This is a genomic window from Ramlibacter sp. bp-362 (assembly GCF_054956735.1).
On the sequence record NZ_JBUDXE010000005.1, the window covers coordinates 268043 to 288362 of the forward strand.

Annotated in this window: 24 protein-coding genes; 16 read left to right on the plus strand and 8 right to left on the minus strand. The window is 70.8% G+C overall.

What is annotated here, in order from left to right; genetic code table 11:
* Positions 1 to 369: 369 nt before the first annotated feature.
* The 3 genes from ACY0MJ_RS09205 (at position 370) to ACY0MJ_RS09215 (ending at position 3181) form a co-directional block, all read left to right on the plus strand.
* Positions 370 to 630 carry a hypothetical protein gene (locus tag ACY0MJ_RS09205; protein WP_462638094.1) on the plus strand — a complete coding sequence of 87 codons (261 nt, stop codon included), beginning with the start codon at positions 370 to 372 and terminating at the stop codon, positions 628 to 630.
* 149 nt (positions 631 to 779) lie between these two features.
* Positions 780 to 2573 carry a glutamine--tRNA ligase/YqeY domain fusion protein gene (locus ACY0MJ_RS09210; protein WP_462638095.1) on the plus strand — a complete coding sequence of 598 codons (1794 nt, stop codon included), beginning with the start codon at positions 780 to 782 and terminating at the stop codon, positions 2571 to 2573.
* Between the two features lie 5 nt (positions 2574 to 2578).
* Positions 2579 to 3181, plus strand: coding sequence for a DUF938 domain-containing protein (locus tag ACY0MJ_RS09215; RefSeq protein WP_462638096.1), 603 nt, complete (start codon positions 2579 to 2581; stop codon positions 3179 to 3181).
* On the opposite strand, the gene ACY0MJ_RS09220 is transcribed toward ACY0MJ_RS09215, so the two are convergent.
* Positions 3178 to 4140, minus strand: coding sequence for an AraC family transcriptional regulator (locus tag ACY0MJ_RS09220; RefSeq protein ID WP_462638097.1), 963 nt, complete (start codon positions 4138 to 4140; stop codon positions 3178 to 3180). The genes ACY0MJ_RS09215 and ACY0MJ_RS09220 overlap by 4 nt on opposite strands.
* Positions 4141 to 4266: 126 nt before the next feature.
* Between ACY0MJ_RS09220 and ACY0MJ_RS09225 the strand changes: the two genes are divergently transcribed.
* From ACY0MJ_RS09225 to ACY0MJ_RS09240, 4 genes are all read left to right on the plus strand, one after another.
* On the plus strand, positions 4267 to 4635 hold the full coding sequence (locus ACY0MJ_RS09225) for a DsrE family protein (RefSeq protein ID WP_462638098.1): 369 nt from the start codon (positions 4267 to 4269) through the stop codon (positions 4633 to 4635).
* Positions 4636 to 4715: 80 nt separating this feature from the next.
* A complete protein-coding gene (locus tag ACY0MJ_RS09230; RefSeq protein ID WP_462638099.1) occupies positions 4716 to 5024 on the plus strand; it encodes an MTH1187 family thiamine-binding protein in 309 nt (102 codons plus the stop codon).
* A gap of 10 nt (positions 5025 to 5034) precedes the next feature.
* A complete protein-coding gene (locus ACY0MJ_RS09235) occupies positions 5035 to 5178 on the plus strand; it encodes a hypothetical protein (RefSeq protein WP_462638100.1) in 144 nt (47 codons plus the stop codon).
* On the plus strand, positions 5175 to 5366 hold the full coding sequence (locus tag ACY0MJ_RS09240) for a DUF2283 domain-containing protein (RefSeq protein ID WP_462638101.1): 192 nt from the start codon (positions 5175 to 5177) through the stop codon (positions 5364 to 5366). Before ACY0MJ_RS09235 ends, ACY0MJ_RS09240 begins: the two co-directional genes overlap by 4 nt.
* Before the next feature lie 39 nt (positions 5367 to 5405).
* On the opposite strand, the gene ACY0MJ_RS09245 is transcribed toward ACY0MJ_RS09240, so the two are convergent.
* Both ACY0MJ_RS09245 and ACY0MJ_RS09250 read right to left on the minus strand, forming a co-directional pair.
* A complete protein-coding gene (locus ACY0MJ_RS09245) occupies positions 5406 to 6557 on the minus strand; it encodes an aminotransferase class V-fold PLP-dependent enzyme (protein WP_462638102.1) in 1152 nt (383 codons plus the stop codon).
* 86 nt (positions 6558 to 6643) lie between these two features.
* A complete protein-coding gene (locus tag ACY0MJ_RS09250; protein ID WP_462638103.1) occupies positions 6644 to 7048 on the minus strand; it encodes a DUF4124 domain-containing protein in 405 nt (134 codons plus the stop codon).
* Positions 7049 to 7401: 353 nt separating this feature from the next.
* Here ACY0MJ_RS09250 and ACY0MJ_RS09255 point away from each other — a divergent pair, with 353 nt between their 5' ends.
* The gene (locus ACY0MJ_RS09255; RefSeq protein WP_462638104.1) at positions 7402 to 8256 is read left to right on the plus strand and encodes a hypothetical protein; all 855 of its coding nucleotides are present in this window, start codon (positions 7402 to 7404) and stop codon (positions 8254 to 8256) included.
* Here ACY0MJ_RS09255 and ACY0MJ_RS09260 read toward each other — a convergent pair.
* Positions 8253 to 11060 (minus strand): PAS domain-containing protein, encoded by a 2808-nt coding sequence (locus ACY0MJ_RS09260; RefSeq protein ID WP_462638105.1) that lies wholly within the window; start codon positions 11058 to 11060, stop codon positions 8253 to 8255. The two genes, ACY0MJ_RS09255 and ACY0MJ_RS09260, sit on opposite strands and share 4 nt — an antisense overlap.
* 112 nt (positions 11061 to 11172) lie before the next feature.
* Between ACY0MJ_RS09260 and ACY0MJ_RS09265 the strand changes: the two genes are divergently transcribed.
* From ACY0MJ_RS09265 to ACY0MJ_RS09285, 5 genes are all read left to right on the plus strand, one after another.
* A complete protein-coding gene (locus ACY0MJ_RS09265; protein WP_462638106.1) occupies positions 11173 to 11391 on the plus strand; it encodes a hypothetical protein in 219 nt (72 codons plus the stop codon).
* Between the two features lie 13 nt (positions 11392 to 11404).
* Entirely contained in the window at positions 11405 to 12070 is a 666-nt protein-coding gene (locus ACY0MJ_RS09270; RefSeq protein WP_462638107.1) for a hypothetical protein, read from the plus strand.
* 56 nt (positions 12071 to 12126) lie between these two features.
* Positions 12127 to 12528, plus strand: coding sequence for a hypothetical protein (locus ACY0MJ_RS09275; RefSeq protein ID WP_462638108.1), 402 nt, complete (start codon positions 12127 to 12129; stop codon positions 12526 to 12528).
* The gene (locus ACY0MJ_RS09280) at positions 12525 to 13436 is read left to right on the plus strand and encodes an EamA/RhaT family transporter (protein WP_462638109.1); all 912 of its coding nucleotides are present in this window, start codon (positions 12525 to 12527) and stop codon (positions 13434 to 13436) included. The genes ACY0MJ_RS09275 and ACY0MJ_RS09280 overlap by 4 nt, the downstream gene beginning before the upstream one ends.
* Positions 13437 to 13513: 77 nt before the next feature.
* The gene (locus tag ACY0MJ_RS09285) at positions 13514 to 14650 is read left to right on the plus strand and encodes an IS110 family RNA-guided transposase (protein ID WP_462638110.1); all 1137 of its coding nucleotides are present in this window, start codon (positions 13514 to 13516) and stop codon (positions 14648 to 14650) included.
* A 317-nt stretch (positions 14651 to 14967) separates the two neighbouring features.
* Here the strand turns inward: ACY0MJ_RS09285 and ACY0MJ_RS09290 are convergent, their stop codons facing one another.
* Positions 14968 to 15204, minus strand: coding sequence for a hypothetical protein (locus ACY0MJ_RS09290; RefSeq protein ID WP_462638111.1), 237 nt, complete (start codon positions 15202 to 15204; stop codon positions 14968 to 14970).
* A gap of 180 nt (positions 15205 to 15384) precedes the next feature.
* On the opposite strand from ACY0MJ_RS09290, the gene ACY0MJ_RS09295 reads away from it, so the two are divergent.
* Positions 15385 to 15699 carry a hypothetical protein gene (locus ACY0MJ_RS09295; RefSeq protein ID WP_462638112.1) on the plus strand — a complete coding sequence of 105 codons (315 nt, stop codon included), beginning with the start codon at positions 15385 to 15387 and terminating at the stop codon, positions 15697 to 15699.
* Positions 15700 to 15702: 3 nt separating this feature from the next.
* Here the strand turns inward: ACY0MJ_RS09295 and ACY0MJ_RS09300 are convergent, their stop codons facing one another.
* Positions 15703 to 16641, minus strand: coding sequence for a LysR family transcriptional regulator (locus tag ACY0MJ_RS09300; RefSeq protein WP_462638113.1), 939 nt, complete (start codon positions 16639 to 16641; stop codon positions 15703 to 15705).
* A gap of 126 nt (positions 16642 to 16767) precedes the next feature.
* Here ACY0MJ_RS09300 and ACY0MJ_RS09305 point away from each other — a divergent pair, with 126 nt between their 5' ends.
* On the plus strand, positions 16768 to 17118 hold the full coding sequence (locus ACY0MJ_RS09305) for a hypothetical protein (protein ID WP_462638114.1): 351 nt from the start codon (positions 16768 to 16770) through the stop codon (positions 17116 to 17118).
* Here ACY0MJ_RS09305 and ACY0MJ_RS09310 read toward each other — a convergent pair.
* Together ACY0MJ_RS09310 and ACY0MJ_RS09315 are read right to left on the minus strand one after the other, a co-directional pair.
* Positions 17115 to 18989 (minus strand): sensor histidine kinase, encoded by a 1875-nt coding sequence (locus ACY0MJ_RS09310; protein WP_462638115.1) that lies wholly within the window; start codon positions 18987 to 18989, stop codon positions 17115 to 17117. The two genes, ACY0MJ_RS09305 and ACY0MJ_RS09310, sit on opposite strands and share 4 nt — an antisense overlap.
* Positions 18986 to 19657: a response regulator gene (locus ACY0MJ_RS09315; protein ID WP_462638116.1), complete on the minus strand. Its 672-nt coding sequence runs from the start codon at positions 19655 to 19657 to the stop codon at positions 18986 to 18988. The genes ACY0MJ_RS09310 and ACY0MJ_RS09315 overlap by 4 nt, the downstream gene beginning before the upstream one ends.
* A 170-nt stretch (positions 19658 to 19827) precedes the next feature.
* On the opposite strand from ACY0MJ_RS09315, the gene ACY0MJ_RS09320 reads away from it, so the two are divergent.
* Complete coding sequence (locus ACY0MJ_RS09320; protein ID WP_462638117.1) at positions 19828 to 20280, plus strand: RcnB family protein; 453 nt, start codon at positions 19828 to 19830, stop codon at positions 20278 to 20280.
* Positions 20281 to 20320 lie beyond the last annotated feature (40 nt).

A 20320-nucleotide genomic window follows, 5' to 3' on the forward strand; every position in this document is an offset into this window, starting at 1 on the left:
AGGCTCCCGTCTGTCAGGCGCTGTGGGCTCCGTCCTACAGGACAGCACGCGTCCGGCGCTTCTACTTGAAGCCATCGAATTGCACGAAAGGCGCGCAGCAACCGACAGACCCAAGCGCGTTTCGTCCCGGTCACCCCGACTCCTCTGAGTCCCCTCCTCCTCCGGGGTGAGCTGGTCCGGCCCTCCGTCCCGCGACTGGCATTGTTACCCCCAGGCTCTGCCTGGGGGTTCTTTTTTGTCCCCGCCTACCCTTGTGCCACTTTCGGACTACGGCTCGGTCGACGCGGTCCGACGCCTACCGTTGGGCACAGCCGTCATGTAAAGCGTTGCACCGCCCTTACGCTGTTAACACCCGGAGGAACACCAGCAATGAAGGACGGAAAACCCTACGACACCGGCCCGCCCGAGTCCCGCCGCACCGCCTCGGCGGGGCGCAAGGGCGGCGGGCCGAAGAAGCAGCGCGGCTTCGTGGAGCGCGCGACGGCGGCGGCCGGCCACAGCGGCCACGGCGCCGACAGCGTGCGGCCCCACCTGCGCGACCAGCTGCGGCTGAAGTCGCTGCTGCCCCAGCCCTTCCCGATGCCCGAGCAGCAACAGGGAGACCGCTGGAAGGACGACCACCACCGCTGAGGCGGTGCACCGATTTCGACGCGGGACGGCGCGACCCACCCACCGAGCGAAGGACCCGCGAAGAAGGCCCGGCTTGGGGGCCCGGGACCGCGGCCCTGGAAAACCGTTGGCCGAGGCGGACGCGTCCGCCATGACAAAATCGGCAGGCCATGCCTGCCCCCGACGACAACAAAGAATCCGCTGCCCGCGCGAGCAACTTCCTGCGCCAGGTGATCGAACGCGACCTGGAACAAGGCACCTACGCGCAGCGGCACTGGGGCGGCAGCCCGGGCGATGCCGCGCACCAGCGCTCCGGCCCGCCCGATCCGGCCCGCATCCGCACGCGCTTCCCGCCCGAGCCCAACGGCTACCTGCACGTCGGCCACGCCAAGAGCATCTGCCTCAACTTCGGCCTGGCGCGCGACTACGGCGGCGTCTGCCACATGCGCTTCGACGACACCAACCCCGAGAAGGAGGAGCAGGAGTACGTCGACGGCATCCTGGACGCCGTGCGCTGGCTGGGCTTCGACTGGGAGGCCCACGGCACGACGCACCTGTACCAGGCCAGCGACTACTTCGATTTCATGTACCGGGCGGCGGAGTACCTCATCGAGGCCGGCCACGCCTACGTGGACGAGCAGAGCCCGGAGGAGATGCGCGTCAACCGGGGCGACTTCGCGCGCCCGGGCGTGGACAGCCCCTACCGCAGCCGCTCGATCGACGAGAACCTGCAGCGCTTCCGCGAGATGCGCGACGGCAAGCTGGCGGACGGCGCGGCCGTGCTGCGCGCGAAGATCGACATGGCGAGCCCCAACATCAACCTGCGGGACCCGACCATCTACCGCATCAAGCATGCGGAGCACCACAACACCGGCGACAAGTGGTGCATCTACCCGATGTACACCTTCGCGCACCCGATCGAGGACGCGCTGGAGAACATCACGCACAGCCTGTGCACGCTGGAGTTCGAGGACCAGCGGCCGTTCTACGACTGGCTGCTGGACCGCCTGGCCGAAGGCGGCCTGATCAACTCGCCGCATCCGCGCCAGTACGAGTTCGCCCGGCTGAACCTCACCTACGTGATCACCAGCAAGCGCAAGCTGAAAGCACTGGTGGACCAGGGCCACGTGAGCGGCTGGGACGACCCGCGCATGCCCACGATCGTCGGCATGCGCCGGCGCGGCTACACGCCGGAAGCCATCCAGCTGTTCTGCGAACGCATCGGCGTGACCAAGGCGGACAGCTGGATCGACTACGCCACGCTGGACATCGCGCTGCGCGACGACCTGGACCCCAAGGCCGCGCGCGGCATGGCGGTGCTGGACCCGGTCAAGCTGGTCATCACCAACTGGGACGAGCTGATGGGCGCCGGCCACCTGGAGCCCTGCACCGCGCCCGTGCACCCGCACGCGCCCGAGCGCGGCAAGCGCGAGTTCATGTTCGGCCGCGAACTGTGGATCGAGCGCGGCGACTACGAGGAGACGCCGCCCAAGGGTTTCTTCCGCCTGTTCCCCGGCAACAAGGTGCGCATGAAGTACGGCTACGTCGTCGAGTGCACCGGCGCGACGCGCGACGCCTCGGGACAGGTCACCGAGGTGCAGGCGAAGCTGGTGCCCGACACCAAGAGCGGCACGCCGGGGGCGGACAGCGTCAAGGTGAAGGGCAACATCACCTGGGTCGGCGTCGCCGACGGCGTGAAGGCCGAAGTGCGGCTGTACGACCGCCTGTTCTCGGTGCCGCAGCCCGGCACGGGCGAGCAGGACTTCCTGGAGGAGCTGAACCCGGACAGCCTGAAGGTGGTGACAGCGTACCTCGAGCCTTCGCTGGCCCGCGCGCACGGCGACGAGAAGTTCCAGTTCGAGCGGCACGGCTACTTCGTCGCGGATCGCAAGGACCACCATCCGGGCGAAGGCCGGCCGGTGTTCAACCGGGTGACGGGACTCAAGGACAGCTGGGCCAAGTGAGCCGGATGGCCAGGGACGCCCTGCCCCACAGCGCGCCGGCTGACCGCAACAAGCAGCCGATCCTGGATGTCCTGCGCACGGTGCTGCCGGCACGCGGCGCGGCGCTGGAGATCGCCTCGGGCACGGGCCAGCACGCGGCCTGGTTCGCGGCGGCGCTGCCGGGGTGGAGCTGGCAACCCACCGATGCGGACGCGGCGATGCTGCCGGCGATCGCGGCACGTACCTCGGGGCTGGCCAACGTGCGCCCGCCGCTGCGGCTGGACGTGCTCGCGTCGCCGTGGCCGGTGGCGCCGGGCGCCTTTGGCGCGGTCTACTGCGCCAACATGCTGCACATTTCGCCCTGGTCCACCTGCGCCGCGCTGATGCAGGGCAGCGCGCGCTGCCTCGCGCCGGGCGGCTTGCTGGTCACGTACGGGCCCTATTTCGAGGACGGCGCCGCCCCGGCGCCGGGCAACGTCGCCTTCGACGTCAGCCTGCGCGCGCGCGATCCCGCCTGGGGCGTGCGCCGGCTGGAGGACGTCGCGGCGGAAGCGGCCCGCGCGGGGCTGGAACTGCGGCAGCGGCATGCGATGCCGGCGAACAACCTGCTGCTCGTCTTCGGCCGCTAGACCTCCCGCCCCACCGTCGTCCGCCACGCCCCCGGCGACACCCCGTACGCGCCCTTGAACGCGCGGCTGAAGGATGCCTCGGACTCGTAGCCCACCGCTTCGGCCACCTCCAGCAGCTTGCCGCGCTCGCTGCACAGCAGCCGCGCGGCCAGGGTCAGGCGCCAGTGCTTCAGGTATTTCATGGGCGGCGTGCCCAGCAGCCCGGTGAAGCGCTCCGACAGCACGCTGCGGGAGCTGTGGACCTCCTGCGCCAGTGCGTCCAGCGTCCAGTTGCGCGCCGGCTGTTCGTGCATCAGCGCGAGGCAGTGGCCCACCTGCGGGTCGCGCAGGCCCGCGAGCCAGCCGCTCTGCTGCGGCGGCAGGTGGTCGAGGTAGGCGCGCAGGGTTTCCAGGAACATCGACTCCGCCACCTTGGCCGTCAGCGCGGGCGCGCCGGGCTGGCTGGCCGCGGCCTCGGCCAGCGCGTAGCGGAGGGATTGCTCGATCCACGGGCCCGCCGGCCGGCTGCCGAGCGACACGCGCAGCACGCGCGGCAGCGCCGCCAGCAGCGGATTGGCGGCGTCGCCCTCGTACGCGAACCAGCCGCACACGAGCGCGGTGGCCTCGCCCTCGCCGCCGTAGCGCAGCGGCGCCAGCTCCGGCAGCTTGAGGCGCAGCGCGTGGCGCGGGTCCACCGGCTGCCGGTCCAGTTCGCAGCCGATCACGTGGGCATCGCCGGCCGGCAGCGCGACGACGTCGCCGGCATGCATGCGGAAGGGGTCCTCTCCTGCGAGGCGCACCCAGCAGTGGCCTTCCAGCACCATGTGCAGGATCGCGAGCTGCCGCGCGCCGGGGCACAGCACCCGCGCCGCGTCGGCGCCCGGCGGCACCTGCACGCACCAGGGCGCGTGGAAGCTGCCGTGGAGGAACAGCGCGCCGCGCAGCCGGATCAGGCGCAGGACTTCGGAGAGTGCGTCCACGGTGCTCCTCGTTCGCCTCGGCGGCGACCGGTCAACAAGTCAGGACGCGCGGACATGGCCGGCGGCGCCCCGTCCCGGGATCATGCGAGCCCGCCCGATGATGGGCTGCCCACCAGGAGATCCGCCATGCCCCAGGACACCCGTGAACTCGTCGTGCTCGTGACCCGCGGTGCCGACCATGAACTGTCGTCGGTGGCCTTCACCATCGCCTGCGGGGCGATCACCTCCGGCATGCAGGTGACGGCCTTCCTCACCAGTTCCGCCGTCGACCTCGTGCGGCGGCGCAGCGTCGAGATGACGCAGGTCGCGCCGCTCGACCCGCTGAAGAACCTGCTGGAGGACTTCCTCGGCCGCGGCGGCGCCATCGTCGCCTGCACGCCCTGCGCCAAGGCGCGCGGCTACGCCCAGGAGGACCTGCTCGAAGGCGTCACCATCGCCGGCGCGAGCACCATCCACGAGAAGCTGAAGGCGGGAGCGGCCAGCCTGAGTTTCTGAACGCGCCGCGAGGGGTCGGCGCTTGGCGCGCCGGCCCCCGATGAGGCAAGATCGCGCTCATCCGTGGAACGGGAAAGCGCATGGTCCTGCTCGAATTCGCAATGTCGCCGACCGGCGAGGGGGAAAGCCTCAGCCGGCACGTGGCCCGCATCCTCGACATCGTCGACCGCAGCGGCGTCAGCTACCAGCTGACCGCGATGGGCACCATCCTCGAAGGCGACTGGGACGAGGTGATGGCCGTCGTCGGCGAATGCTTCCGCGCGCTGCAGCAGGACTGCGGCCGCATCGCGATGAACCTCAAGATGGACTACCGCGCCGGCTCGGAGCCGCGCCTGCGCAGCAAGGTCGACGCGGTGGAGGGCCACGTCGGGCGGAAGCTGCGGAGCTGAGGCGTTGTTCATGGACAGGGATGCGGGCAGCGGGCATCATTGGCTGTACAAGGCCTCTGCTGGCCGCCACGACAACCTGTTGTGCGTCGCCGCAGTCATCGAGCAGGCTGTGGTGGTCAAGACAGTCATGCACCGCTGGGAGATCGCGCCATGAAATCCATCTATTTCGAAGACGACGACATCCTGCAGATCAAGGTGTCGGACAAGCCGATCGCGCGCGAGGTTTCGCAAGGCTGGAACGCGAACATCAGCTACGCCGAGGATGGCTCGATCGTGGAGATCGTGCTGCTCGAAGCCAAGAAGCAGGGCCTGCTGCCGGTGCAGATGAAAAAAGCGGCCTGATGGCCGCTTTTTTTTGAGCGCGGTGGGCCTTCCGCGAGATCACGCCGCCTTCGCCGGCGCCACCACCCCCACGCGGTCCAGCGCGTCGCGCAGCTGCGCCACGGTGCGGTCGACGTTGTGCCACTTGTCCAGGCCGAACAGGCCGACGCGGAAGGTCTTGAAGTCGCTGCCTTCGTCGCACTGCAGCGGCACGCCGGCGGCGGTCTGCAGGCCCTGGTCCAGGAACTTGGCGCCCGACTGGATGCCGGGGTCGCTCGTGTAGCTGACCACCACGCCCGGGGCCTTGAAGCCTTCGGCGGCGACGCTGCCCAGGCCGCGGCTCTCGAACAGCGCGCGCACCTTGCGGCCCAGGTCCTCCTGCTCCGCCTTCACCCTGGCGAAGCCGTAGGCCCGCGTCTCCTCCATGGTGGCGCGCAGGCGCGTCAGCGCATCGGTGGGCATGGTGGCGTGGTACATGTGGGCGCCGCCTTCGTACGCCTCCATGATCTGCAGCCACTTCTTCAGGTCCATCGCGAAGCTGGTGCTCGTGGTGCCGTCGATGGCCTTGCGGGCGCGTTCGCTCAGGCAGACCATCGCGCAGCACGGCGAGCTGCTCCAGCCCTTCTGCGGCGCGGAGATCAGCACGTCGACACCGGTGGCCTTCATGTCCACCCACATCGCGCCGCTGGCGATGCAGTCCAGGACGAACAGGCCGCCGGCCTCGTGCACGGCGTCGGCGACGGCGCGCAGGTAGTCGTCCGGCAGGATCATGCCGCTGGCCGTCTCCACGTGCGGCGCGAACACCACCGCCGGCTTCTTCGCGCGGATGGTGGCCGTCACTTCGGCGAGGGGCGCCGGCGCCCAGGGCGCGGTCGCGCCGCTGCCCTGGCGGCGGGCCTTGAGCACCGTGGACGACGCGGGGATGTTCCCGGCGTCGAAGATCTGCGTCCAGCGGTAGCTGAACCAGCCGTTGCGCAGCACCAGGACGTCCTTGCCGCCGGCGAACTGGCGCGCGACCGACTCCATGCCGAAGGTGCCGCTGCCCGGCACCAGCGCCACCGCGTGCGCCTTGTACACGTCCTTCAGGATCGCGGAGATGTCCGTCATCACCCCCTGGAAACTGCGCGACATGTGGTTGAGCGCGCGGTCCGTGTAGACCACGGAGAATTCGAGCAGGCCTTCAGGGTCGACGTTGGGCAGCAGTCCGGGCATGGCAGGGGGAGCGTGAGTGGCAAAACGGGCAGCTTAACATCCGCCCAAAGCCCTTCCCGCGACCGGCCCACGCGCAGGCCCGGCCGTCAGCACCCGAGCTCGCGATAGCGCTTCTTCGACTGCACCAGCGGCATCTCGTCCTGCAGGGTCGCCGCCTCGCCCCTGGCCTCCAGGGCCTTCTGCTGCTCGCGCAGGCGCACGTCGAGCGCGCTGCATTCCTTGCGCTCCTGCGGCGTCAGCACGGCGCGCCGCGCGATGCGCGCGCGATCCTGCGGCGGCGTGCGGTACTTGTCGGTTTCACGGTGCCCGCCGCGCACCAGCGGCCGGCCCCCGGTGCAGGGGATCTGCGTGTAGACCACCTTGCCGCGCGAGACGCACTTGTACGTCGCCGCTTCCAGGGCGGATGCCGGCGTCGCCGCCAGCAGCAGCACGGCCGCCGCCACCCCGCCCAGCCCGCGGGCCAGGCCTCCCAGGACTCCTCTTCTGTTCATGGAGGCGATGCTAGGAGCTCGTGCGTGGGCAGGCCACTACAAGAGGTATCGCTGCGGCGCGCGCGCGACGCTGCCAGGAAGTAGCGCGCCGGGCCGTGGAAAACCGCACGGAAAGCCGCCCGGCCGACCGTTCGTCCGGACACGGGCGGGCTCTCCTTCACAGTTTGTTGCAGATCAAGGGCGACCCCGCCGGCTTCATGGAGGCTCCCTTACAAATGCAAACAAGCACCTTCCTGGGGCATACTCCGCCGCGTCAGAGGGAGGAGGCAATGGTCACGCGCGGATCGACGATCCGACGACCGGGGGCTGTTGCAATTTGTAATGCTCTGCCATACTAAGCAAAACACCTAGCCATGAGCTCGCTCTCCCGCATCACCTGCCATCCCGTGCACGAAATGACCCGCGAGGCGCGGGAGGCGCTCGCGCGGGAGCTGTTCGCCGTGCACTCGCAGATCTTCACCGGCCTGTCGTACGAGGAATTCCGCGCCTACGTCGTCGAGCGCGATGCGTGGCGCACCTGGTGCTACGTGAAGCACAACTCCGCGGGCCAGGTGGTGGGCTACACCTCCATGCACGCGTTCCGGCTGCTGCTGGATGGGCGGCTGACGACCGTGATCCGGCTGGAAGCGGGCACCCTGCCCGCCTACCGCGGACGCGACGTGACCATGGTCTACGCGGTGCTGCGCCTGCTGCGCCTGTGGGCGCACCGCCCGTGGCGCCGCTTCTGCATCTTCGCGGCGCTCACGCACCCGAGCAGCTACACCTTCCTCGCGCATTACGCACCGGTGATCTGGCCGCACGCGAAGCGCAAGGACATCCCCCCGCACCTGATGCAGCGCATGGAGGAACTCGCGGCCAGCTTCGACCTGGAGCGCGTTGACCCCGCCAACCCGCTGGTGCGCCACGTGAACTGGGTGACGCTGGAGAGCGAGGAAGACCGCAACCGCTGGCGCAACAGCAAGCGGCAGGACACCCGCTTCTACCTCGCCAACAACCCCGGCTACACCGAAGGCCACGGGATGCTCACGTACATCCCGTTCAACGGCTCCATCCTGCTGCGCTCGCTGGTGCGCTTCCTGGTGGGCCGCGCCGGCAAGATCACGCGCCTGCTCCTGGGCAAGGAAGGCAAGGGCGCGCCGCCGCGGCGCCACCCGATCGACTCGGCCTTCCAGCCGCTGGAAAGCCTGCCCCGCGACCTGCACCGCTAGCCTGCCGCGCCTTCCGCCGGCGGCAGCGTGAAGAAGAAGGTGGCGCCCTCGCCCGGCGCCGACTGCGCCCACACCCTCCCGCCCTGGCGCGACACCGCGCGCGCCACCGTCGCCAGGCCGATGCCCGTGCCCGGGAACTCGTCGGCCCCGTGCAGCCGCTGGAAGGTGCCGAACAGGCGATCGGCATAGGCCATGTCGAAGCCGCAGCCGTTGTCGCGCACGAAGTAGGTGCGGCCCTCGTCCACGGCGCCCACCACGATCTCGGCGCGGGGCTGCCGCGAGCTGAACTTCCACGCGTTGCCCAGCAGGTTCTCCAGCACCGAGCGCACCAGGCGCGAGTCGCCCAGGGCGGCGAGCCCCGGCTCGACGCGCCACGCCACCTGGCGCTGCGGCTCGTCGGACTGGCGGCGCTGCAGGATCTCGGTGGCGATGTCGCTCAGGTTCACCACGGAGCAGATGATCTCCACCTCGCTCACCCTCGCGAGCGCCAGCAGGCCCTCGATCAGCTGCACCATGTCCTGCGCATTGGCCTGGATGCGCGCGAGGTAGTGGTGCGCGCGTCCCGGCGGCAGCGGGGCGAGTTCCTGCTGCAGCAGCTTGGCGTACGAGCCCACGCGCTGCAGCGGCGACTGCAGGTCGTGCGACACCGAGTACGAGAAGGACTCCAGCTGCTCGTTCGCCAGGCGCAGCGCCTCCTGGTTGTCCATCAGGTCGGTGATGTCGCTGTCCACGCCCACCCAGAACAGGATCTCGCCCGCCTCGCCGCGCACCGGCAGGGCGCGGTAGCTGGTCGTGTGGTAGCTGCCGTCGCGCGCGCGGATGCGGCGCGTGCCCGCGTAGGGCTCGCCGGAGCGCGCGCTGCGCTGCCAGTTCTCCTCCACCGACGCGAGGTCGTCGGGGTGCACCAGCTCGCGCCATTCCAGCCCGTGCCATTTCGGCGGCGCGCCGCCCGCCAGCTCGTACCACGCGCGGCTGAGGAAGGTGATGCGCCCGCGCAGGTCCACCGTCCAGAAGGGCAGCGGCGCCTGCTCCGCCAGCGTGCGGAACAGCGCCTCCTGGCGCGCCAGCTGCGCGGTGCGCTCGGCGATGCGCTCCTCCAGGCTGGCGTTCAGGCGCCGGATCTCCTGCATCATCAGCACGCGCAGCGTGATGTCCTGCTGCGCGCCCTGCAGCGCCACCATCCGGCCCGAGGCATCCCGCACCGGCTCGCCCACGGAGCGCAGCCAGATCTGGCGGCCGGTGGCGGTGACCAGCTGCGTCTCCAGGTCGAAGGGCTCGCCGCGTTCGATGCACCCGTTCACCGCCTCGGCGACCAGGGCGACCGACTCCGGCGCGATGGTCGCGAAGATCTCCTCCAGCGACGGCGCCGACCCCGGCGGCAGGTCCATGATCGCCGCGGCTTCGTCGGACAGCTTCACGCAGCGGGCCGGCAGGTCGATGCGCCAGTGGCCCAGGCGCGTGAGCCGGCTCGCCACGTGCAGCTGCTCCGCCTGCTCGCGCAGCTGGTCCTGCGCCCGCCGCAGCGCGTCGATGTCCGTCATCGCGCCCAGCCACAGCATCCCGCCGCTGCGCGAGGGCACCGGCACCGCGCGCAGCAGCTGCCAGCGGTAGCCGCCGTCGCTGTAGCGCACGCGGTATTCCTGCGTGAGCTCCTGGCGCGTGCGCAGGCCCTCCACGATCGCCTCCAGCGTGGGCTGCACGTCGTCCGGGTGGATCAGGTCCTGCCAGCCCTTGCCCAGCGCGTCCTCCGCCGGCAGCCCGGTGAGTTCGACCCAGCGCTGGTTGATGAACTGCACGTTGCCGAGCCCGTCGGCGCTGAACACGATCTGCGGCATGGCCTGCGCGAGCTGCTCGAAGCGCTGCTCGGTCTGCTCCCGGCTGCGCGCATGGCGCCGCAGCTGCAGGGTCAGCCCGAGCGCGACCAGCACCGCCGCGGCCCAGACGGTGCCGGTGAGCAGGGCGAAGCGCCGCCAGGAGGCGAGCATCGCGCCGTAGCCCGAGCCCACCGCGACCACCAGCTCGGGGTACGCCGCGAGCTGCCGGTAGGCGAACAGGCGCACCACGCCGTCGATGCCGCTCTTGCGGATGAACGTGCCCTGTGGCGCCTGGTGCAGGTAGTCGGTGAAGACGGGGAAGCGCGAGAAGTCCTCGCCGATCAGCGCGTGGTCGCCGGGACTGCGCATCAGCAGCTGCCCGTTGCGGCGGTACAGCACGACAGAGCCGTCCGTGCCCACGTCGATGTCGCGCCACAGCTGCTCGAAATAGGTGGGCTCGAGGCCGGCCACGACCACTTCGCGCACGCTGCCGTCGGCGTCGCGGATGGGGCGGGAGACCGCCACCATCCAGGCGCCCGAGACGCGGCTGCGCAGCATCGGGCCGATGAAGAAGCCGGTGGCGGGCGCCTTGCGATAGACGTCGAAATAGGAACGGTCCTGGACCGGCACGCCCACGCCGCCCTGGTTGGAATTCAGCGCGATGCGGCCGTCCGCGTCCACCACCCAGATGGCGCGCAGGAAAGGCAGCTCCCGGAGCTCCTCGGCGAGCGCCGCCCGCCCCGTCTCCTCGTCGAGGCGGCCGGTGTCGCGCAGGGCCTGCAGCCGCACGATCGTCAGCTGCAAGGCCTGGTCGGCCGACTGCAGCGTGCGCGCCGACTGCTCGGAGATGACGCGCGCCAGCGATGCCGTGAGCTGCTCGCCGCTGCGCACCGCCGCGGAGCGGAGGTACCACAGCGCCGAGGCCAGCAAGGCGCCGGTGAGCAGGGCCAGCGCCAGCACCGCCCCCGCATCCCTCCAGACTCTTCTCATGGGGCGCGATTGTCGCTGCAACGGCCGTCCGGCACCGACACGGGCTGCCGGCTGACAGGCGCTGCCCCGCCGGGCCCCGGACACTGGCTGTTCAACGACCCAGGAGGCCGCCATGACCCAGCACGCCATCATCCGCGGTGAAGTCTGCTTTCGCGCCGGCGACGGCGTGCTGATGCCCGTGCCCGACGGCGCGGTGGACATCGAGGTCGCCGACGACAGCGTCACCCTCTCCTGGAACGACAGCGAGGGCAACGCGGGCTCCGCGGCCATCACGCGCGACGAATACGACCGCTATTGCAGGGAAGGCAAGATCCGGCCGGCCGGCCGCTAGCCGCCGGGAACGCATGGCCTTCGACGCGCTGCTCCTGCTGCTCGCCTGGTGCGCGGCGCTGGCCGTGCGGCCCTGGCGCCTGCTGCGTCCGTGGCAGGGGCAGGTGCCGCTCGCCACGCCGCTGCTGGCCGCGCTGGTGCTGCTGCCCTGGCTGTGGTCCTGGCCCGGCCCCGCCGCCCTGTCGTTGCCGCTGCACTGGTCGGGCGCGCCGCTCGTGGTGCTGCTGGTGGGCTGGCCGCTCGCGGTGCCGGTGATCACGGTCGCGGGCCTCAGCACGATGCTCACCGCGGGCCACACGCTGGCCCAGGCGCTCGCGCTCACCGCCTGGTCCGGGCTGCTGCCGGCGACGCTGGTGCTGCTGCTGGGCTACGCGGTGCGCCGCGCCTCGGGCGCGCATCCGGTGGCCTACATGCTCGGGCGCGCGTTCCTGGTGCCGATGCTGGCGCTGGCCGCATGCGGCTTGGGAGCCGCCGCGCTCGCGCACGGCCTGGACGGGCCCACCGGCGGCCTGGAACGCATCGCCGTCGCCCTGCTGGCCATGGGCGAGGCGTCCTGGACCTGCGCCGTGGTGAGCCTGCTCGTCGCCTACCGGCCGCAGTGGCTGGCGACCTGCCCGCCGGCGCTCGGTCCCGCCCGGCTGCAGCGCGTGCCCGCCCGGCCGGAGGGCCGCCACCGCTGAGCCACGCTTGTCCGAGCGGCCCGTGCGGCAACTCGCCAGGTGCTATCGTGCGCGCCATGCAGTACCTCCGCCGTCCCGCCACCGCCGCCCTGCTGGCCTTCGCCGCCCTGCCCCTGGCCGCATCGGCCGCCCCCGCGCAACCGACGCAGGTCGCCATGCGCCAGGGCGTGGCCTCGATCGGCGGCCTGTGGTGCGGCGCCGGCCTGCTGCACGAGTTCAGGCTGGAGATCGCGCAGCAGTTCCAGGATTTCCGGGCGCGCCTCGTGCGCAAGGGCCGCGTGCGCGAGATCACGGGCCACATGGAAGGCGCGCGCGTGATCGCCGATCCGCAGCGCAACCACACCATGGAGCTGCTGGCCCAGGGTGACGAGCTGCGCATCATCGGCGCCAGCGGCGTCCTTGCGCTCGCCAAGGGACAGTTCTTCACGCGCGCCGCCGGCGGCAGCTGCACGCATTGAGCACGGCCGGCTGGCTCTGGGTGCCCATCGTCCTCTGGGCCGCCCTGGCCCAGACGGCGCGCAACGCGGCGCAGCGCTCGCTGGTCGCGCAGGCCGGCACCCTCGGCGCCACGCTTTCACGCTTCCTCTACGGCATTCCCTTCGCGGCGGCCTGGGTGCTGCTGCTGCATCGCCTGCCGGCGACGGCGGGGCCGGTGCCCGCGTTCCATGCGGCGTATTTCGGCTGGCTGCTGCTCGGCGCGCTGGGGCAGCTGGGCGCCACGGCCGCCCTGCTCGCGGCGATGAAGCAGCGCAACTTCGTGGTGGGCGTCGCCTATTCCAAGACCGATGCGCTGCAGGTGGCGCTGTTCGGCTCGCTGTTCCTGCGCGAGCTGCCCGGCCCGGTGGCGCTGCTGGCCATCGCGCTGGCCACGGCCGGCGTCGTGATGCTGTCGCTGCCGCAGAAGGGCGCGCCGCTCGAAGGACGCGCATGGACCTCGGGCGCCGCGTGGTACGGGCTCGCATCGGGTGCGGGCTTCGCGCTGTCGGCGGTCGGCTACCGGGGCGCCGCGCTGCAATTGCCGGAGACCTCGGCCTGGCTTGCCGGCGGCTGGGGCGTGCTGCTGGCGCAGAGCGTGCAGACCGTGCTGCTGGGAGGCTGGCTGGCCTGGCGCGCGCCCGCGGCCCTGCGCGCCACGGTCACCGCGTGGCGCGTGTCCACCGTGGCCGGCGCCAGCGGTGCGCTCGCGTCGATCGGCTGGTTCACCGCCTTCGCGCTGACGACGGCGACCAACGTGCGCACGCTGGGCATGGTCGAAGTCGTCTTCAGCTACCTCGTGTCACACCGCGTGCTGCGCGAGAAGCTCGCGCGCGTCGAGCAAGGCGGGCTCGCGCTGGTGGTCCTCGGCCTGGTGGTGCTCTCCTTGTAGATCCTATGACGGGGGTTGAGTCGGCTGCGGATTGATCCTAAACATGGAGTTCTCACGACCGTGTTGAGGAGAATCGTATGCAGCCGACCCAACGTATCGATCGTACGGGTGCTCTGGACGTTTCACTAGAGCTCGCCGCGAAGTCCTGGAAGCTTGCCGCCACGGATGGGAAGAGGCCCCACCCCGCGGTGCTGGTGGTGGACGATGGGCCCCGGTGGGCACGTCTGCAGGCGCTGCTCGGCCGCCTGCGAGAGCTGTGCCGTAAGTGGGGATTGCCGGAAAACTGCCCAGTCCACTTGATCTACGAGGCCGGCCAGGACGGGTTCTGGATCGCTCGAGCGCTGCAGGCGCAAGGAGTGAATGTGATCGTCGTGGATGCTGCCAGCGTGCCGGTGGCAAGGCATGCGCGCCGGGTCAAGACGGACCGGCTGGACGCGCTGAAGCTGCTGGAGGTGCTGCGCGGCTGGCTGCGCGGCGAGCGCGGCGAACTGCGCGTGGTGCAGATTCCCAGCGAGGCCGCCGAAGCGCGGCGGCTGCTCGCTCGCGAGCGTGGGCTGCTACAAAAGGAGGTGGGCCAACACCGCGACCGCGCCAAAAAGCTGCTGTTGCTGCATGGGTGTACCGAGGAGATCGACGACGGCTTCGTGGAGCGGCTGCTCGCCGGCAAGGTGCGCCGCGCCGACGGCACTGCGCTGCCAGAGGAGCTATGGAATTGGCTGCTGCGCGAAGCGGAGCGACTAGACCTTGCTTGCAAGCAGTTGGCGCGCTTGGAAAGGACCTTGATCCACCAGCTGCCGCAGTCCGTGCAGCGCTGTATCGCGCAGTTGGCCCAGCTGAAGGGCGTCGGTTGGGTGGGTGCGATGCGGCTGGTGCTGGAGTTGTTCTGGCGTGAATTCGCCAATCGACGTCAAGTGGGGGCCTGCGTTGGCCTGGTGCCGCAGCCTTACGACAGCGGCAACAGCCACGTCGACCAAGGCATCAGCAAACAGGGCAACCGACGTGTGAGAGCGTTGCTGATCGAGATGGCATGGTTCTGGATCCGATACCAGCCTGATAGTGATCTCGCGCGGTGGTTTGCCAAGAGAACCACGGGCGCCAACAAACGAGGCAGGCGCATCGCGATCGTGGCGGTTGCCAGGCGGCTGGCGATGGCCCTGTGGCGTTACCTGCGCGACGGTGCAATTCCGGCCGGCGCGGAGTTGAAGGCCGCCTGAAGACAGTCAACAGGAAAAAGGAGCGCAACAGTCCGCCAGCCAGGCAGCAGATGAACGAGCCCGCGCGCCACTCAGGTCGACTCAAAGCAGCGACCGACATCTTGTAGATGGGGCTCGTTGGAATTCCGGTCAACATATGCAGGAACAGGTCGGGCGCCCCGGCGCCGACGGATAGAAGGTGGTGAGGCCCAGCGCCCACGAGGAAACGACCGGAAATTTGCCGCCAGGCCAGCAAGGATCAACGCGCAGCCAGGTTGACAAAACAGTCGTCATAGAAGGGTGGCGGTGAGCGAAGCGAACCCCACCGCCCGCACGGATCACCCCCCCTGCTTCGCATCCTTCAACAAGGACCACGACCCCCACGCCAGGTCCGTCGCCCGCCGTGCATCCATCCATCGCTGGAACTCCGGGCTTTGCAGCGCGCGCTGCGCGTCGCCCGCCTGCTCGGCTTGCGCGAGCACGACATGGAATTTCTGTTGCGCCTCGCTCTCGACGTCCTGGAAGCGCTCGGCTTGCGCTTCGGCCGCGGCCAGTTCTTCGGTCCAGTCGCTCATGTACTTGTTCTTCCTCGAAAAGGGCAGTATCGCCCACGACGCACGGCAGCGCTGGCGCGGCCGCCAGTGTCCTTGCGCACCCGGCGTGTATGCACCGCCCCGCGTTCCTACAGGCAGGCAGCATGGAGACGCACGCGCGCTGGCGCTGCAGGAAGCGAAGATCCGGCCAGCGAGCCCATCATGTCCTCGACGACCCTGCTGTACCGCTACTTCTTCTTCGGCTGGCTGTTCAAGGACGCCAGCCGCGGCAACGTGCTCGAACGCGCCGCGGCCTGGCGGCACAACCGCGAGCAGGCCCGCTGGCTGCCCACGTACATGCGCCGCTGGTTCTGCTGCGGCGTGTCCTCGTATGCGCTCGGCGTCGTCGTGGAGTCGCTGCTGCATGCGCCGGGCCTGTCGGTGCTGTTCTACGTGCCCTGCGCGATCGCCGTGCCGGTGAACGCCGTGATCGGCGCCGCCTGGGTCGGCCTTCGCGTGGCGCCCGTGCGCTTCTAGCCCTCATCCGCCCGCGGCTTCGTCCGCGAGGCCCAGGCCCGCGAGCATCCGGCGGGTGTGGTCCACCATGTGGTCGATGAAGGCGCGCGTGCGCGCCGGCATGAACTTGCGGCTCGGGAAGGCCGCCACGAGCGACAGCCGGTTGGTGATCCAGGGCGCGAGCACGCGCTGCAGGTGGCCGCTGCGCAGCATGGGCGCGATCAGGTCCACGGGCTGGCTGCTGATGCCGGCGCCGGCCAGCGTCGCGCGCATCAGCGAATCGGTGTGGTTCGCGGTCATCACCGCGGGCACGTCGACCTCCAGCGTGCGGTCGCCGTCGCTGGGATCGATCAGCGTCATCGCGCGCAGCCGCATGCCGGGGGCGCGCAGGCGCAGGCAGCGATGCTGCTGCAGCTCCTGCGGCGTGCGCGGCGCGCCGTGCTCGCGCAGGTACTCGGGCGAGGCGCAGAACACCGCCTGGCTCTCGACGATCGTGCGCACGACCGCGGTGGACACGACGGGCAGCGCGCCGTTGACGATGGTCACGTCGTAGTCCTCCACGTTCGGGTCGACGACGTCCTGCACGTCGAGGTCCAGGCGCACCTCCGGATAGAGGCGCTGGAAGCCGGGCACCGCCGGCGCGATGATGTGCGTGGCCACCACGGGCAGCGCCAGCACGCGCACGGTGCCGCTCATCTCGCGGCTCTGCTCGCGGGCGAGCGCGTCGGCCTCGTCGATCTCGCCCAGGATGCCGCGCAGGCGGTTCAGGTAGGCCTCGCCCGCGGGCGTGAGCGACAGCCGCCGCGTCGTGCGCTGCAGCAGCCGCACGCCCAGGTGCTTTTCCAGGTCGCCGACCAGCCGCGTCACGGCGGCCGGCGTGAGGTCGAGCTTGCGGGCGGCGGCCGCGAAGCCGCCCTCGTCCACGACGTGCTGGAACACCCGCATCGATTGCAACCGGTCCATGGCGCACCTCCTGGACTCCATTATTGCAATTCGGGCAATGACGACTTGTTTGTCGTGCTGTTTTTTGCGCGATCAGAAGCCAATAAAGTTCTTCCATCGCAACGCAAACACCGAAAGGAAAGCACCATGAACCGCTCCAGCCTCGTCCTCGCCACCGTCCTGTCCGTCGCCGCCTTTGCCGTCCAGGCCGAGACGCCCGACCTGTCCGGCCAGTACGGCCAATCCGTGGCGTCCACGCAGCCGAGCCGCACGCAGGCGCAGGCCGTGCCCGCGAACCCGACCGGCGTGAACCCCTGGTCCATCTCGTACAACCCGCTGACGACGTTCAAGAGCGAGCGCAGCCGCGCCGAAGTCCGCGCCGACTACCTGGCCAGCCGCCAGGCCGTGGCCGCGATGACCGGTGAAGACAGCGGCTCGGCCTACCTGGCCGCCACGCAGCCCGCCGGCGCCCGCCAGTTCGCCCGCAACGCGCGCTAAGCGCAGACCGCCTGCAGGGGCACCTGCAGCGTGACGCGCGTGCCGCCCGAGCCGCCGTGCACGTGCACGTGTCCACCGAGCTGCACCGCGCGCGTGCGCATGTTGCTCAGGCCGCGGCCGGCCGAGTCGTCACCGACCCCGGCCGCGCCGATGCCGTCGTCGCGCACGACCAGCTCCAGCTGGCCATCGCGCACCCGCAGCTGCACGTCGACGCTGGAAGCGCCGGCGTGCTTCACCACGTTGGTCAGCGCCTCCTGCGCGACCCGCAGCAGCTGCAGCGCCGCGTGCGGCGACAGCTGCAGCGCCTCGTCGGGCACCGCGATGTCCCAGCTGGGGCGGATGCCGCAGGCGAGCAGCTGGCTGCGCCAGCGGAACAGGAAGTTCCCGAGCGTCGAGCGGAAATCCTGCTCCTGCGGCGCGAGCGTGTCCAGCGCCAGCCGCATCTCCGCGATGCAGCCCCGCAGCGCGCCCGCGATCTCCGCCGGCGCCATCTCCCCACGTTCCACCCGCGACAGCGACACGAACAGGCCCGACCCCAGGCCGTCGTGCAGCTCGCGCATGATCCTCTGCCGCTCCTGCCCCGCGGCCTGCTCGCGCTCCAGCGCGAACAGGCGCAGGTAGTTGGCGGCCAGCTCGCGTTCGCGGTCGGCCACGCGCGTCTCCAGCGTCTGGTTCAGGTCCTCCAGCGCCCGCAGCGCCCGCACGAAGCGCGCCATCAGCATGCCGCCCATGGCGACCAGCACGAAGTTCGCGCACAGGTGCATCAGCTGGAAGCGCTGCGCCGTCCAGGGCGCGAGCCATGCGATGTCGGGGTGCAGGTCCCAGGCGATCAGGTAGTCGTGCATGCCGGCCAGGGCCGCGATGGCCATCGTCACCGGCAGCGCCGCCGATTCCAGCGTGCGCCGGCGCACCAGCGACCACACCGAGACGCCCACGATGGTCGCGCCGATCGGCAGGAAGCCGCCGATCCACCAGCGGTTGACCAGCGGCTCCGCGGCCGCGCCCTGCGCGAGCAGCCACAGCGGGCCGAGCAGCCAATAGCCGAACAGCGCGCGTTCGAACCAGGGCTGGCGGATGCCGGCCAGCCGCCACGCGAGCGCCGTCATCGCGACGATGAAGCCGCCGGTGGCCGAATGCACGACCAGCCGCCACCAGGGCCAGACCGCCACCGGGACGATCTCCACCACGAAGGTGAGCGTGCGCAGGCCCCACAGCGCCACCGCGAGCGCGAACAGCCCGTACATCACTTCGGTGCGGCGCCGCCACCAGATCGAGCCGACCGCCAGCGACACCAGCAGGCACACCGCCGCCGTGATCTGCGGCGTGATGCTGAGCCAGAAGAAGCGCCGCGCCTGCAATGGGGCGACCTCCTCCAGCGGGCCGACGCGCACGCGCGGGATGCGCAGCGAGGCGCCCGCCGGCGGCTGCGCGGCCCGCAGCAGCAGTTCGTTGCGGCCGGCGCGCAGCAGCGCGGGCGGAAGCGACACCAGGTGCGGCCGCGTCCAGCGCACGTGCCGCCGCGCGTCGTTCTCCGTGACCTGCGCGACCAGCGCGCCGTTGAGCCACACCTCGCCGCCGTCGTAGAGATAGGGAAAGAACGCGGCCCAGGGCTGCGTCTCTTCCGCCGGGCGCTCGAAGTCCATGCGGTACCAGGCGGCGGCCGGCGTCGCGCGCGGGCGCGACTTGCGCCACAGGTCCGGCAGCCGCACGTCCTGCCACGCGCCGGAAGCCTCGGGCGGCGTGCGCGCCGGGTCGGCGAGCATGCGCGCCTGGGCGATCTCCTGCACCGCGGCGGCCGCGGGCCCTGCCGCGGCCAGGGCGAGCAGCGAGGCGGCGGCCCAGCGCAGGACCGCCCGCGCGAGGGTGTTCACAGCAGCCCCAGCTGGGTGGCTTCGTACACCGCCTCGCCGCGCGAGTGCACCGCGAGCTTGCGGTAGATCTTGCGCACGTGCGCCACGACGGTGTGCGGCGAGATGCCCATGAGCTCGCTGATGGTGTCGAAGCTCAGTCCCTTGGCGGTGAGGCGCAGCAGCTCGGTTTCGCGCTCCGTGAGGGGCGAATCGGCGCTGCCAGCGGTGCGTGCCGGAGCCGGCGCGGGGGAACGCGCGGGCGCCAGCGCGAGGCGGAAGCGGTCGAGGATGCGGCGGGCGATGCCCGGGCTGATGGGCGAGCCGCCCCCGCGCAGTTCGCGGATGCTGGCGACGATGCTCTCCGGCAGCGCGTCCTTCAGCAGGTAGCCGGCGGCGCCGGCCTCGATGGAGTCGAGCACGTGCTGGTCGTCGTCGAACATCGTCACCACCAGGACATCGCAGCCGCACTGCATGCGCACCGCGTGGCGGATGATCTCCACGCCGTTCATGTCGGGCAGGCCGAGGTCCACCAGGATCACGTCGGGCGGCTGCGCCTCCAGCATGGCGATGGCCGCGCGCGCCGTGCCGGCGCAGCCCGCCAGGGCCAGGCCGGGATCCAGCAGCACGGCCTGGGTGAACCGGCGCATGAATTCCGGTTCGTCTTCGACGATGAGCACGCTGGTCGGCATGTCGCGATCTCCGGGAACGGGCCCATTCTGGTGGGCGGGCGGCCGCCCTGCCTCTGCCAAACGGAGTCCCCGGCACATCCTCTTACAGAGCTTTGCCGCAGCGCTGCACGGGCTTCGCGCGGGGGACAAGCCGGCGGCGCACCATGGACTCCAACAGAAGGAGTCACACCATGAAGTCAACCGCCATCGTCTGTGCCGTGCTGGCTGGTACTTTCGGTTTCAGCACGATCGCCTCGGCCGAGGGCTGGCGCGACCACAACCGCCGCGACCGCAACGACCGCGTGGAGCAGCGCCACGATCGCCGGGATGCGCGCCAGGATCGACGCCACGACCGCCGCGACGACCGCCGGCACGACCGCAACTGGAACCAGGGCTACCGCATCGTCACGCCGCAGTACCGCGCCCCGACCTACCGCTACGTCCAGCCGGCGCGGCACCAGCGCTTCCACCGCGGCGGCTACCTGCCCTACCAGTACCGCAACCACGGCTACTACGTGAGCAACTGGCAGGCCTACCCGGGGCTGTACGCGCCGCCGTACGGGCAGCAGTGGGTGAACGTCGACGGCGAATTCCTGCTGGTGGCGCTGACCACCGGGCTGATCCTCAACGCGCTGATCAACTGATCGCGCGACGCTGGGGTTCGCGCTGCGCGCTCACCGCCAG